At 37.8% G+C, this 14,616-nt stretch carries 12 protein-coding genes and 1 other annotated feature; of the genes, 1 reads left to right on the top strand and 11 read right to left on the bottom strand.

What is annotated here, in order from left to right; all coding sequences use genetic code 11:
- Nucleotide 1: 1 nt before the first annotated feature.
- The 3 genes from ACFSFW_RS20875 to ACFSFW_RS20865 form a co-directional block, all read right to left on the bottom strand.
- Nucleotides 2–427 carry a type IV pilus modification PilV family protein gene (locus ACFSFW_RS20875; protein WP_304217603.1) on the bottom strand — a complete coding sequence of 142 codons (426 nt, stop codon included), beginning with the start codon at nucleotides 425–427 and terminating at the stop codon, nucleotides 2–4.
- A 168-nt stretch (nucleotides 428–595) separates the two neighbouring features.
- Nucleotides 596–1,900 carry a bifunctional folylpolyglutamate synthase/dihydrofolate synthase gene (locus tag ACFSFW_RS20870; protein WP_388041085.1) on the bottom strand — a complete coding sequence of 435 codons (1,305 nt, stop codon included), beginning with the start codon at nucleotides 1,898–1,900 and terminating at the stop codon, nucleotides 596–598.
- Between the two features lie 79 nt (nucleotides 1,901–1,979).
- Nucleotides 1,980–4,622 carry a valine--tRNA ligase gene (locus tag ACFSFW_RS20865; RefSeq protein ID WP_304217609.1) on the bottom strand — a complete coding sequence of 881 codons (2,643 nt, stop codon included), beginning with the start codon at nucleotides 4,620–4,622 and terminating at the stop codon, nucleotides 1,980–1,982.
- Nucleotides 4,623–4,789: 167 nt separating this feature from the next.
- Nucleotides 4,790–5,016: a binding site (T-box leader), on the bottom strand.
- Between the two features lie 214 nt (nucleotides 5,017–5,230).
- Here ACFSFW_RS20865 and ACFSFW_RS20860 point away from each other — a divergent pair.
- Nucleotides 5,231–5,425: a YszA family small membrane protein gene (locus tag ACFSFW_RS20860; protein ID WP_304217611.1), complete on the top strand. Its 195-nt coding sequence runs from the start codon at nucleotides 5,231–5,233 to the stop codon at nucleotides 5,423–5,425.
- Nucleotides 5,426–5,438: 13 nt separating this feature from the next.
- On the opposite strand, the gene ysxE is transcribed toward ACFSFW_RS20860, so the two are convergent.
- The 8 genes from ysxE to hemA all read right to left on the bottom strand — a co-directional run bounded on the left by ysxE (nucleotide 5,439) and on the right by hemA (nucleotide 14,372).
- A complete protein-coding gene (gene ysxE / locus ACFSFW_RS20855; RefSeq protein WP_304217614.1) occupies nucleotides 5,439–6,482 on the bottom strand; it encodes a spore coat protein YsxE in 1,044 nt (347 codons plus the stop codon).
- An 87-nt stretch (nucleotides 6,483–6,569) separates the two neighbouring features.
- Nucleotides 6,570–7,787 carry a stage VI sporulation protein D gene (gene spoVID, locus ACFSFW_RS20850; protein WP_304217616.1) on the bottom strand — a complete coding sequence of 406 codons (1,218 nt, stop codon included), beginning with the start codon at nucleotides 7,785–7,787 and terminating at the stop codon, nucleotides 6,570–6,572.
- A 274-nt stretch (nucleotides 7,788–8,061) separates the two neighbouring features.
- Nucleotides 8,062–9,351, bottom strand: coding sequence for a glutamate-1-semialdehyde 2,1-aminomutase (gene hemL / locus ACFSFW_RS20845; RefSeq protein ID WP_304217619.1), 1,290 nt, complete (start codon nucleotides 9,349–9,351; stop codon nucleotides 8,062–8,064).
- A gap of 80 nt (nucleotides 9,352–9,431) precedes the next feature.
- Nucleotides 9,432–10,418, bottom strand: a complete 987-nt coding sequence (hemB, locus tag ACFSFW_RS20840; protein ID WP_304217622.1) for a porphobilinogen synthase — start codon at nucleotides 10,416–10,418, stop codon at nucleotides 9,432–9,434.
- On the bottom strand, nucleotides 10,419–11,222 hold the full coding sequence (locus ACFSFW_RS20835) for a uroporphyrinogen-III synthase (protein WP_388041080.1): 804 nt from the start codon (nucleotides 11,220–11,222) through the stop codon (nucleotides 10,419–10,421).
- Nucleotides 11,222–12,154, bottom strand: coding sequence for a hydroxymethylbilane synthase (hemC, locus tag ACFSFW_RS20830; RefSeq protein WP_388041078.1), 933 nt, complete (start codon nucleotides 12,152–12,154; stop codon nucleotides 11,222–11,224). The genes ACFSFW_RS20835 and hemC overlap by 1 nt, the downstream gene beginning before the upstream one ends.
- A 15-nt stretch (nucleotides 12,155–12,169) precedes the next feature.
- Nucleotides 12,170–13,003 carry a cytochrome C assembly family protein gene (locus ACFSFW_RS20825; RefSeq protein ID WP_388041076.1) on the bottom strand — a complete coding sequence of 278 codons (834 nt, stop codon included), beginning with the start codon at nucleotides 13,001–13,003 and terminating at the stop codon, nucleotides 12,170–12,172.
- A gap of 16 nt (nucleotides 13,004–13,019) precedes the next feature.
- Entirely contained in the window at nucleotides 13,020–14,372 is a 1,353-nt protein-coding gene (gene hemA / locus ACFSFW_RS20820; RefSeq protein ID WP_388041073.1) for a glutamyl-tRNA reductase, read from the bottom strand.
- Between the last annotated feature and the right edge of the window lie 244 nt (nucleotides 14,373–14,616).

The following is a 14,616-nucleotide window of genomic DNA, read 5'->3' as shown; positions in this document are numbered from 1 at the left end:
ACTATTTTTTCCAAGATATAATCATCTCCATTTGGGATTCAAGCTCTCTTTTAGATGTATCTCTATAGATTTTCATCACAATTTTTCCGAGATCAGTTGATATGTCATTAATTTGCACGAGAATATAACGACCTTCTTTTGATATTCCATAACAGTTAGTGCATGAAGGGTCACTTTGGTACCCTTTATTTTGTATTTTATTTGATAGATTATTTAATGATGGTGTATTAGAATTTGTATTTAGATTTATGATTTCTTCCATCTCGGATTCTGCAAGATAAGTTGACTCTGTTATATTTTTCGACAGATGATTAGCCCTAGATGATTGTATGAACATTGGTGTGATTGACATAATGATAATTGACAGAATGACGATGGAGGCGAGAATTTCAATTAAGGTGATCCCATTTTGATTCTTTATCTTCAACCTCCATCCCCCTCTTCACTATTAGTTCTTTAGCACCATTATATTGTTATTAAATTATATTGGAAAGGAAAAAACATAAAGACGCGTCAGAATTTGTATTTTCATGTAAAAAAATAGACAAGAAAAGTCTTTTCTTATCTATTTCACATCTATCTTGCCTCTATTCAGTTATTTTGATAATAAAAATCCCCTAACCTCTGATATAAAATAAAGTGAACCAGTTATAACTAGGACTGCATTCTTTTCCGCTGTTATTTTGTCTAATCCCTTTTTCACAGCATCCTTCCAGTTTTCAAGCGTAGCAATATTTTCGCCTTTAGAAGAATTTTCATATAGTTCGTTGGAGCTTGCTGCTCTCGGAAAGTCAAAGGTTGTAAATGTTAGGTTATCAGCGACTGCTTCAAGTTGCCCAATCATCGTATCAAGTTTTTTATCATGTAATGCGCTAAAAATAATGTGGATTTCTTTCTCTTTTAGGTGCGCCTGAATTGTATCAACAAGGCTTTTAATTCCTTCAGGATTATGAGCTCCGTCCAGAATGACAAGGGGCTCTTTCGAAATCTCTTCAAAGCGACCAATCCATTTTGTTTTTTCTAATCCAGCTGCAAGTTCATGATCTCCGATTTGTACAATCTCACTATTCTTTAAAATATTTAACGCCATTACTGCAAGACTAGCATTTCGTACCTGATGAGTGCCCTTCATGGAAATGTTAAGATTATGAAAGGTTTGATTATCTGCTTTTAGAGTAAATGATTCTCCATTATTGTGTTGGTGATCTACAATAAAGAAATCCTGTCCCAATTGATACAGTTGACTATTTTCTTCTTTTGCCTTGGCCTTAATAACCTCAATAGCTTCCTGTTGTTCAACTGCTGACACGACCGGGACATTTTGCTTAATGATACCCGCTTTTTCTCCGGTGATTTTTTCAATGGTGTCCCCTAAAATATTCATATGGTCGAATCCAATACTCGTGATTATAGATACAAGAGGAGTTATCACATTTGTTGAGTCTAACTTGCCCCCTAATCCAACCTCCATTATCACGAAATCAATATCCGTGTTTTCCCCGAAATAATAGAGAGCCATTGCCGTGATTACTTCAAATTCAGTTGGACCCCCAAGTTCCGACCCTTCTAATTCATCTGCTAATGGTTTGATCACCTTTAAAAGAGTGACAATTTCGTCGTTCGATATAGGTTTTCCATCTACACTAATTCGTTCATTAAAGGTCTCAATATAAGGAGAAGTAAATGTTCCAACCCTATATCCAGCTTCTTGTAACATATTGCGAATGTAGCTAACAGTTGAGCCTTTCCCGTTTGTTCCTGCTACATGAATCGTTTTTATTTTTTCTTCTGGATGACCGAGCCGTTCCATCATCCATTCCATTCGCGCAAGTCCTGGCTTCATACCAAGTCTTAATCTTCCATGAATCCATGACAAAGCATCTTCGTACGTATGTATCATATGGGTTCCTCCATATATATTCATTCAACTTTAATAATGAAGGAAAGACGAATCTATAATAGATTCGCCTCTCATTCCTTTAGCCTCTTAATTCTGAAATGCGTTCACGAACTGTTTCGCGTCTTTCAAGATAATCTTTTTCTTTTGCCTGTTCCTCTTCAATTACCTTTTGAGGTGCTTTCTTAACAAAGCCTTCATTGCTAAGTTTCTTCTGAACGCGTTCAACTTCTTTATCAAGTTTATCTAGTTCTTTTTCTAGACGCTTAATTTCTTCATCAATGTTGATTAGTCCTTCAAGTGGAAGGAATAATTCTGCTCCTGTTACTACTGAAGTCATAGCCTTGTCAGGAGAAGTAATTTCAGTTGCAAGTACAAGCTCGCTAGGATTACAGAATCTTTCTAAATAAGAACGATTCTTTTCCAATTGTGAAAGAACTGCTTCGTCTTTCGCTTTAATATGAAGCTTGATCTGTTTGCTCATAGGTGTATTAACTTCTGCTCTGATGTTTCGAACAGAGCGAATAATATCGACTAATAGTCGCATTTCCCCGGCTGCTTGATCATCAGATAATTCCTGATTCACTTCCGGCCATTTTGCTACAGTAATGGATTCGCCATTATGCGGCAAGTTTTGCCATATTTCCTCGGTAATAAACGGCATGAATGGGTGTAGCAATCTCATCGTGTTGTCTAAGACATATGCAAGAATCGATCTTGTTGTTTTCTTTGCTTGCTCATCTTCACCGTACAATGGTAGTTTTGCCATTTCAATATACCAATCACAGAATTCATCCCAAATGAAGTTATATAAAACTCTTCCAACTTCACCGAATTCATATTTATCAGCAAGCTTTGTTACTGATTCGATTGTTTCATTTAGGCGAGTTAAAATCCATTTGTCAGCAACAGATTTTTCTCCACTAAAGTCAATGTCTTCGAACTTCAGGTCACCCATATTCATTAATGCAAAACGTGATGCATTCCAAATCTTATTGGCGAAGTTCCATGTTGCTTCAACTTTTTCCATGCTAAAGCGTAAATCTTGGCCAGGTGAACTTCCAGTAGATAAGAAGTAACGTAATGAATCGGCTCCATATTGGGCGATAACATCCATTGGGTCCACACCATTTCCGAGTGACTTACTCATTTTACGACCTTCTGCATCACGTACCAGACCGTGAATCAGAACATCTTTAAATGGACGTTTTCCTGTAAATTCTAGGCCTTGGAAAATCATTCTTGATACCCAGAAGAAGATGATATCATAGCCTGTTACTAGAGCATCTGTAGGGTAGTAGCGTTTAAAATCAGCTGCTTCCTTATCTGGCCACCCCATTGTGGAGAAAGGCCATAATGCAGAACTAAACCAAGTATCTAAAACATCATTGTCTTGTTCCCAATTTTCGATGTCACTTGGTGGCTCATGGTCAACATAAACCTCTCCTGTTTCTTTATGGTACCATGCTGGAATTCGATGACCCCACCATAATTGGCGTGAAATACACCAGTCACGGATGTTTTCCATCCAGTGAAGATATGTTTTTTCGAAACGTTCTGGAACGAAATTAACTTTTTCCTCTTGTGATTGGAGATTGATTGCCTCGTCTGCTAATGGTTGCATCTTTACAAACCATTGTGTGGATAGATATGGCTCAACAACTGCCCCGCTTCGCTCACTGTGACCTACTGAATGGAGATGCTCTTCAATTTTAAATAGCACGCCTTCTTCTTGAAGGTCTTTAACTATTTGTTTTCGGCATTCAAAGCGATCCATTCCTTGGTATTTACCAGCATTTGCGTTCATGCTTCCATCTACATTCATAACTAAAACACGTTCAAGATTGTGACGATTCCCTAGTTCAAAGTCATTCGGGTCATGAGCTGGTGTAATCTTAACAGCACCAGATCCAAATTCCATATCAACATAATCATCAGCAACAATCGGAATTTCTCTTCCAACGATCGGAAGAACAACCGTTTTACCGATTAAATGCTTGAAGCGCTCATCTTCTGGGTGAACAGCGATTGCAGTATCACCTAGCATTGTTTCTGGTCGAGTCGTTGCAATCTCAATAGACCCACTTCCATCTGCTAATGGATAACGCATATGGTAAAATGCACCTTGAATATCCTTATAAATGACTTCAATGTCAGATAGAGCTGTTTTGGTTGCTGGATCCCAGTTGATGATATATTCACCGCGATAAATTAGACCTTTTTTATATAGGGTAACGAATACTTCACGTACCGCTTTAGAAAGTCCTTCATCAAGAGTGAAACGTTCTCTCGAGTAATCAAGTCCAAGACCTAGTTTAGACCATTGTTCACGAATATGGCTCGCATACTCTTCCTTCCACTTCCATGTCTCTTCTACAAACTTTTCTCGGCCTAAGTCATAGCGAGATTTTCCTTCTTCACGTAGTTTAGCCTCGACCTTTGCTTGGGTTGCGATACCGGCATGGTCCATTCCCGGTAACCATAAAACATCATAGCCTTGCATTCTTTTTATACGAGTAAGAATATCCTGTAGAGTTGTATCCCACGCATGACCTAGGTGTAACTTCCCTGTTACGTTGGGTGGTGGAATAACAATCGTATAAGGTTTTTTCTCAGCATCATCTTTTGCTTCAAAAAATTTACCTTCTAACCAATATTGATAACGTCCCGCTTCAATGGCTTGCGGATCATACTTAGTTGATAAAGTCTTTTCATTACCTTCCATTTGAGTTCCTCCTTAAACTAATAAACAAAATCAAATGCGCCTTGGCGTATTTGCCGTCCAGATTTTTTCGAGCTTGCTCGAAAAGTTTCCTTTGAAAATCTGTGACATCCGCCGGAGGCTTATTTTTCAGCTTCGGCTGAATAAATAAAAAACTCCATTCATCCTAATAAAAGGACGAATGGAGTCTATTCGCGGTACCACCTTTTTTCATAGATAAAAAACTAATCTATGCTCTCAAGAAAAGATAACGGCTTTTCACCGGCTTTTACTACTTCATTTCATAAAAGCTACTTAAGGGCGACCTTCCATTGTAACGTTCCTAAGAAATCTCACAGCTAATGATTTCTCTCTCTGAAGGTGTTCTCAATGTACTCTTCCCTGTCATCGTATGTACTCATTATAGGTATGTAAGTTAAGTTCTTTAAAGAATTTTACTACTTATTTTGTTGAATTTCAATAGGTATTGTCAATAAGGGTAGCCAAGTTTTTTATACTTTATTCTCTTAGAGTTAATTTGTTACAAAATTTTCAATCTGAATTGACAGGAACTTTTCTGCTTTTCCAAGCATAGTTTAATTATAGGATTTCTTTGAAGGGAGAGATAAAGCATGAGAAGACGCCGTTTTAGAAAATACTCTTATCCTCATTGGGTACGACAATGTAGAGATGTTTGCCACCAATTTATCATCCCCATCACCATCGTTCAAGCGGTTCGAACTATCTTTATACCCACCTCATTTGATGTGCTTTTTTTAGCCATATTAATTTTACTTGCAGTTGCATTTCACCTCGACATGATCTAAAAAATCCCATACTTTACTCCGTATGGGATTCTTCTTCTTCCTCTTTTTCTTTTCTTTTTTGTTCGGCTTCCAAGAGTTTGACTGAAACAAATTCAATATTTTTAGTCAGCCAATAGGCTCGTTGTAATACTTTGACATGCTCTCGCTCTGGTTTCTTCTGATTATTTTCAATGTAATTTCGAACACATTTATAGATTGGCTCAGGGAAAGTTAAATGGCTTAAAAAGAGATAGAACTCCTCTTCACGTAAAGGAAAACGGCTTTGATACGTTTCATACCATTCAAGACAATCCGTACACAAAGTCGGATAGGTCTTTAAAATTCGATAATAGAGGCTTACTAAATCATTCGTAGGGTTTGCAAAACCAGCCCTTTCAAAATTTGATAGATACCCTCTTCCACTGTCATCATATAATAAATGTGTATCTGAAAAATGATTAAGTGTTAATGCGGTACGGTATGCTTTTTCTTCTTTCATTAACTCATGCCATTTATCGAGCTGTGATCTTGCAAATGAGGCTGCTAGACTTACTTCATAAAAATACGTACAGAATTGAAGCTCAAATGGGGACATATACCATTTTTGTTCGGCAGCTTCAACAAAACCTTCTAGAAACTGATTCCGTTCATCCCATTTCTTAACGATTGATTCATAATGCCCTGTAATCTCAGTTTCATCGTTCATTTGTAGTTTTCTTGCGGTTGTTAAGTGAATCCTTGCAATTTCTTTAAAAAAGGAATGATAATGTTCTCCACGGTGTTCAGTGGTCGTGGATTTTAACCAAGGCATTAGGTAGTGGAATTTATGGTTATGATAGACAAGGTATTTCCCCTCGATGGTAGAGTAGATGGGCACTGCCCTTGTATAGCCCTGTTGCAATAATTGTTGAAGGAAAGTAGGGAAGGAAGGGTTTATTTTACTTGATACAGATTTTAAAGCGAAAATTCCTCTGTTAGTCACTACTTTTGTAACTTTCCCGAGTTGTTCAAAAGATAAGGGCTGTAGATTGTATTTTTTTAAGATGGGCCCTATTTCTTTAGCATCGTTATTTTCCATTGGGCCAATCACTCTCTTTCCTAACTGTTTTGATCATTTGTTTCATATAGAAAACAGGGTGAGGTTTTCCTCACCCTATTGATGTTCTTAACTATTTGCTTGAACAGGGATGTATAAAAGCTGGCCTTCAGAGACGGAATCAGTATTAAGTGAATTTACTCGTACTAATTGTTGTACGGAGATATCATACCGCTCTGAAATCTTTTCTAACGAATCTCCGTGTTGAACGATACAAATTTTCATAGTGGTGTGGTCATCTACTTCATCTCTACCAAAAATTTTGGTTAATAATAAATCATTTTCACTACGTTTTGAAGGCTCATCAGTCTTTTCTTCTCTTTGATCTTTCCCTGCTTCTTTTTCTTGGACGGCAGTAGAGCTTTTCTTATTAGGATTATCAGACCCAAAGGATAATTGATTATCATGTCTTGCCTTCACTTCGATTGAAGGGGTTAACACGGCATGAACCTCTTCTTCTTCTATCGCTTCGACAACATCAACTTCCTCTTCTTCCTCAGGTTCCTCTTGTTCTAGATATACTTCTTTTCTTGCCTCTACCTCAAATGGAACAAATAAATCAGCATCTTCTTCCTCATCCTGCTGTTCACTTACAGCAATAACCTCTGCTTGTTCCTCTATTTGTTCCTCTTCTTGAGCCTCTCTATGTAGCACCACTTCGTCTTTTTCTTGTAGCACTACCTCTACTTGCTCTTGTGGCTTTTCTTCTTCAACTTGTTCTGAAACCACCTGAACTTCCACTTCCACTTCTTCAGGAGGAATGCTTCTTACAAGCTCCAGTTCTTCTTCTGCTTCTTGTTCTGCCACAACTGGGGCTTGCACCTCTTGTTTTACTGTCTCTTGAACAGCATCCTCCTTAGGCGCCTGAGTAACACCTTGGATACCGCTAATTGCTAAATCGGCAATAATTTGTAAACAGCCACGCTTTGGAATTTCATAGTCAAACGTCTCAATTGAAACATATACATCATCGAGGCTTTGTACACGATCTTGTGGAATTGTAATATCGACTGGGAAACGATGGTTTAGTTCACTAATCCCATCTTCTCTTGTGATCACTTCATTCACAAGGCGAACCGACGCAAAATCGCGTTCTTCCTCCTCGGAATGGTTTTCATCTATACGATATTCACCTGTTAGTTGTAATGCACCGCGTATGGACACATATTGGTCATGCTCTTGAATCACAATATCTGGGTCAAGAGATATTGAGATGAGCTCTGAGACTTCCTGTCCCTTTTGAAACCAGACTGATTCCTCTACTGAAAATCGTAAGTTTTCAGACATAGCTACTCCTCCTTTCAGTCCTCTTCTATACAGATTTACTATGACATTACAATTTTTATGATAAATCATAAGCATTTATGATAATTTCCGTAAATAAAAAGACAGACTCAGTCCGTTTACTGAGTCTGTCCTAATATTTAATCAATCAAATGCGCCTTGGCGTATTTGCGCCCAGATTTTTTCGAGCTTGCTCGAAAAGCTTCCTTTGAAAATCTGTGGCATCCGCCGGAGGCTTTAACTTTATTGAGGCGGGTTCAAATCCGTCTCAATAAAGTTAAGCTTTTAGTTTAGAAAATGCTTTTTCAGCTGCTTGAATCGTTTTTTCAATATCTTCATCAGTGTGTGCTGTTGATAAAAACAGTCCTTCAAATTGAGATGGTGGAAGGAATACTCCTTCATTTGCCATTTCACGATAATAGGATGCAAAATACTCTAAATTAGATGTTTTTGCAACTTCATAGTTTATCACTTTTTCATTAGTGAAGAAGAATCCAATCATTGAACCCGCACGATTGATGCAGTGTGGGATATCGTATTTCTCAGCTGCTTGTGTAAGCCCTTCTTCTAGTCGATCAGCTTTCTTTTTAAATTCAGTGTAGTCTTCTGGTTTCAGCTGTGATAAAGTCTCATAGCCAGCAGCCATTGCTAATGGGTTCCCAGAAAGGGTTCCTGCTTGATAGATTGGTCCAGCTGGTGCAATATTCTCCATAATTTCTGCGCGGCCACCATATGCGCCTACAGGGAGTCCACCACCTATTACTTTACCAAGACAAGTGAGGTCAGGAGTGACACCATAATATCCTTGTGCACAATTATAGTCCACACGGAACCCAGTCATCACCTCATCAAAAATGAGCAATGTTCCATTTTGGGTTGTAATCTCACGAAGTGCTTCAAGGAATCCTGGCTGTGGAGGAACAACACCCATATTTCCTGCAACTGGTTCGACAATTACTCCTGCTATGTCTTCTCCAAACTGTTCAAACGCGTATCTTACAGCCTCTAAATCATTATAAGGAACAGTAATGGTATTTTTCGCTATTCCCTCAGGGACTCCTGGGCTGTCAGGTAAACCAAGAGTAGCTACACCTGAACCAGCTTTAATCAATAAAGAATCACCGTGTCCATGGTAACAGCCTTCAAATTTTAAGATCTTACTACGACCTGTATATCCTCTAGCTAATCGTAACGCACTCATCGTTGCCTCTGTACCGGAGTTAACCATCCGAACGATTTCAATTGATGGCACTCTTTCAATGACAAGCTTTGCAAGTTCGTTTTCTGCTAAAGTTGGGGCACCGAAGCTAGTTCCCATTTCTGTTGCTTTTTTAAGTGCTTCAACCACTTGATCATTCGCATGACCGTGAATAAGCGGTCCCCATGATAAAACGTAATCTATGTATTCATTTCCATCGATATCATATATTTTAGAGCCTTTCCCACGTTCCATGAAGATTGGATCCATATTTACCGATTTAAAAGCACGAACTGGGCTGTTTACACCACCTGGCATTAGATGCACTGCATCTGCAAATGCCGCTTTTGACTTTTCATAACTTCTCATCTTCGTAACCCCTTTCCTTTTTTGGGGCCTGACCCCCAATGCGTTAACACGGTGGGGGGTCAGGCCCTTTAATAATGCTATTAGTTATCTTGTAACCAGCGAGCAACATCTTTTGAATGATACGTAATGATTAAATCTGCCCCTGCACGTTTCATTCCTGTTAGCATTTCCATAACGATTTCTTTCTCATTAATCCAACCGTTTTGTGCTGCCGCTTTAATCATGGAGTATTCACCACTCACATTATAAGCTACCACTGGTGCATTAAAATTATTTTTAACGTCACGCACGATATCCAAGTATGATAATGCTGGTTTTACAATTATGAAATCAGCACCCTCTTCAATATCTGATTCTGCTTCTCTTAATGCCTCTAGACGATTTGCATAATCCATTTGATAGGTTTTACGATCACCGAAGGAAGGTGCACTCCCAGCTGCATCCCGGAATGGACCATAAAATGCTGATGAATATTTAACCGCGTAAGACATAATTGGCACATTTTCAAATCCTGCTTCATCTAAGCCGTGTCTAATCGCTGTCACAAAGCCATCCATCATATTAGATGGGGCAATAATATCTGCACCAGCTTTTGCCTGGCTGACAGCCGTTTTTGCTAATAATTCAAGGGAAGGATCATTTAAAATTTGTCCATTTTCTATTACACCACAATGCCCATGGGATGTATATTCACAAAGACATGTATCTGCGATTACGACTAAGTCTGGGTGCTTTTCTTTTGTTAATTGAGTTGCCTTTTGAACAATTCCGTGATCATGATAGGCACCAGTACCCGTTTCATCTTTTTCATTTTCATTTGGTACACCAAATAAAATAACAGATTTAATTCCTAATTCTACGATTTCATCAAGCTCTTGCTCAAGTAAATCCAATGAAATATTATACACACCAGGCATAGAGGAAACTTCTACTTTTTTATTTTCCCCTTCGACAATAAACAATGGGTAAATTAGGTCATCAATATGAAGATGAGTTTCACGAACTAACGCTCTAATATTTGCAGTTTGGCGTAATCTTCTATGTCTTGCAAATTGTAATTTTTCCATTTATTTTTCTCCTCCTTGCGCTTTTAAATAATCAATGATTTCCGTTAATAAATGATCAATGGTATAATTCTTAGGACATATGTGTATTGGGATATGTAATTGTTTTGCACACTTTTTTGTTTCCGGTCCAATACAAGCAAATATCACATTTTTTGTCCATTGTTGCCACTCTATTTGTTCAACCATTTTATAAAATTGCTTCACAGTTGAAGGACTTGTAAAGGTTATAATATCAATTTGGTTTTCTTTTAAAAGCGCTATTAAGCGCTCTTTTTCACGCGAATCACCAATTGTCTCATAGACAATTAAATCAGTAGCTTCTGCCCCATACCTTGTCAGTTCGTCAACTAAATAAGAACGTGATAGATTTCCACGAGCAAGTAAAAAGCGAGCACCTTTTTTCACAAAAGGTTTTAAACTCTTAAATAAGCCTTCCGCGATAAACTCTTCCGGTACAAGCTCTGGTTCAAATCCCTTAGATAACAAAGCCTTTTCTGTCTTTGTACCAACGACAGCTATTTTAGGTAGAGGAAGATTTATTCCCACTTCTTCCACTACCTGATCATAAAAATCGAAAAAGAAATCTACACCATTCTTGCTCGTAAAAATCAACCAATCATATGACTCCAAATTACTTATTGTATTCTTAATAATCGTTGTATTTTTTGGCTTTTGAAACGTTAGTAATGGAAGTTCAATTGGCGTTCCGCCAGCTGCTGTAATTTTCATTGAGAATTCAGCAGCTTGCTTTTCACCTCTAGTATTTAAGATCATTTTCCCCAAAAGAGGTTGTTCGCCTTCCATTACTGGTTAAGCTCCTCTTTCACTTTGTCGATCAGCTCTTTAGCACCCAGATTTGTTAATTTATTTGCTGCTTTATGACCAACCTCGATTGGATTATTTCCGTAAACCTGTTCTTTGTAAATCGTATTTCCATCAGGAGAACCCACTAAGGCAGTTAAAGCAATCTCTTTATCATCGGACATTGTTGCATATGCTGCAATTGGAATTTGGCAGCCGCCTTCCATTTTATCTAGGAATGCACGTTCAGCTGCAACGGTTTTTTCCGTATATTCATCATTTAATTTTGACAATGCCACTAAAAGTTCTGCATCATCTACACGACATTCAATTGCTAATGCACCTTGACCGACTGCTGGTAAGCAAACTTCAGGGTCTACGAATTCGGATACAACATCGTCAGACCAGCCCATACGCTTTAAGCCAGCTGCTGCTAATACAATTGCATCGTAATCTTCGTTCTCAAGCTTTGCAAGTCTCGTATCAATATTTCCACGAATCCATTTAATTTCGATATCGTTTCTTTTTGCTAGAAGCTGTGCACTTCTTCTCAAGCTACTTGTACCCACGATAGCCCCGCTTTGAAGCTTTTCAAAGGAAACACTTCCCTTGGATATGATGACATCACGGTGATCTTCACGTTTTGGCACACAACCAATAACTAGTCCTTCAGGTAGCACTGCAGGCATATCTTTCATACTGTGAACTGCCATATCAATTTCCTTATCAAATAAAGCTTGTTCAATTTCCTTAACAAAAAGGCCTTTACCTCCGACCTTTGATAAAGTAACATCAAGGATTTTATCTCCTTTTGTGACGATTTCCTTTACCTCAAACTCATATGGAACACCAAGGTTCTTAAGCTGCTGGATAACCCAGTTTGTTTGTGTAATAGCTAATTTACTTCTTCGAGACCCAACAATTATTTTTCTCATGAATGTACCTCCTGTCTATGTATACCAAAAGTGAAAACTAGATAAACTTCCAAATAAAAAGAAATTAACAAGTAAAAGTAAAAATGCTCCAATATTCCAATTGGCGATTGCTTTTCCTTGAAGCTTTTGTACAACTCTTTTATATAAGTACCATGCATAGATAACTAGAACAAAAAACGATCCTATTACCTTTGCATCGTAAAAATAAAAATTATCAACCTTAATATAGGCCCATAGTAAACCTAAAATGAGTGATAGTAAAAGCATAGGCACTCCAATGAGATTCAATACATAGGACATATGGTCTAGTTTTGATAAATCATCTAACCGAAGGAGTCGCTTTCCCCATTTTTTCTGTTTTAATAAATTATATTGAATCAAATATAGAATCGAAAAAACAAATGATAACGAAAATGCCCCATACGAAAGAATCGCCATCGAAATATGAATCATAAGTAATTCTGAAATTAGCTGGCTTTCCACAGCACTTGAACCGTGCTGACCTGGAGCAAATGTGTGTAACGCCATTATGAAAAAACCTAATAAATTTGTAAAAAAAACAATGAAATCCACTCTCAAAAATTTGTTTAAAATTAAAGAGAGGGTGATCAGAACCCAGGCATAAAAATAAAGCCCCTCTACCATGGATAAAATCGGTAATCTACCTGTACTTAGCACTTTCGTTAATAGAAAAATCGATTGAATTACCCATACAAATGAAAGTAACCAGAAGGCAAACTTGTTCACCCTCCGGTTATTATGAAGAAAGTCTATAAAATAAAGTAGGACACTCAAGGCATAGAGAATTACTGTGAACTCATGTAATCTCATTACATTCATCTCTACCATATCGATTTTCTCCTCATTATGACTGTAGAGAAGGCTGCTGTGTATTTACTGCTACCTTGTTCAAATTACTCTTAGCCATCTGCGTCCCCTGCTCAGAAACAACCGCTTCCTCAATATCAAAGATTTTCATAAATAATGAAAGTGATTCCTCTGCATTTGGTTGTGCAGCAAGTTCCTTTGCTTGTAGTATAGGATCTTTTAATAGCTGATTAATGATACTCTTCGTGTGCTTATTTAATACTTTTCTCTCACGATCGGAAAGATTAGGAATCTTGCGTTCAATACTTTCCATTGTTTCGGCTTGAATGGCTAATGCCTTATTGCGAAGAGCTGATATCACTGGAACTACGCCTAAAGTATTTAACCAATTTTTAAATTCAACAATCTCCGATTCAATCATAAGCTCTATTTCTTCAGCCGCAACTTTACGTTCCTGCAGATTGGCTTCTACGATTCCTTCTAAATCATCGATATCATATAAAAAGACACTTTCTAAATCTGCTAGTCCTGGGTCTAAATCCCTTGGTACAGCAATATCGACCATAAATAAAGGACGACCTTTTCTCATGCGCTCGACATCCTGCATCATCTCTTTTGTAATCACATAGCCCTTAGCTCCTGTTGAACTAATCATGATATCAGCTTCCACTAAGGCGCATTGAAGTTCCTCTATCGTCTTGGCTTCACCTTGGAATTTCTCGGCTAGGTTTTGTGCTTTTTCGAAAGTCCGATTCATAACTGTTACTTTACCTACGCCTGAACCGTGTAGGTTTTGAACAGCTAATTCTCCCATTTTTCCGGCACCTAAGATGAGAACATTTTTATTCGTAAGGTCTCCAAAGATTTTTTTAGCTAACTCTACAGCAGCATAACTTACAGAGACAGCGTTTGAGCCGATTTCAGTTTCTGAATGTGCGCGTTTAGCTAGTGTAATGGACTGTTTAAATAAATGATTGAAAACAGTTCCTGATGTACCTTTTTCCTGTGCTGATAAAAAGCTTGATCGTACTTGTCCAAGTATTTGTGTTTCACCAACAACCATTGAATTTAATCCACAAGTAACATGAAACAAGTGTTCAACTGCACCCTCATTTTCAAAGATACTTAAATACGGAGTAAATTCCTCTTTGTCGATACCAAACCATTGTGAAAGAAAATCTTTAATATAGTAGCGTCCTGTATGCAATTGGTCGACAACAGCATATATTTCTGTCCGATTACAAGTTGAAACTATAATATTTTCAAGAATACTTTTTTTCCCTTTCAATTCCTTCATAGCTTGTGCAATGCTATCCGGATCAAAAGTTAATTTTTCACGTATTTCAACAGGGGCTGTTCTATAATTAAGTCCGACCATTAGTGTATGCATAATATCTCACCCCAACCTTTTATATGATCAAATGCGCCTTGGCGTATTTGCGCCCAGATTTTTTCGAGCATGCTCGAAAAATTTCCTTTGAAAATCTGTGGCATCCGCCGGAGGCTAACTTTATTCAGTCTTGGGATAATTCACCCATAAATACTATAAGTAGATTGCATTTATCCCAGAGAATTACAGAAGTAGGATACTGAATAAAGTTCATGTGGAACCTATTCGTCCAAAAAACTACTAC

Source organism: Ferdinandcohnia salidurans (genome assembly GCF_042680725.1).
GTDB lineage: Bacteria > Bacillota > Bacilli > Bacillales > Bacillaceae_L > Ferdinandcohnia > Ferdinandcohnia salidurans.
The sequence above is the reverse complement of the archived record's forward strand: the minus strand, read 5'-3'. Positions and strand labels throughout refer to the sequence as shown.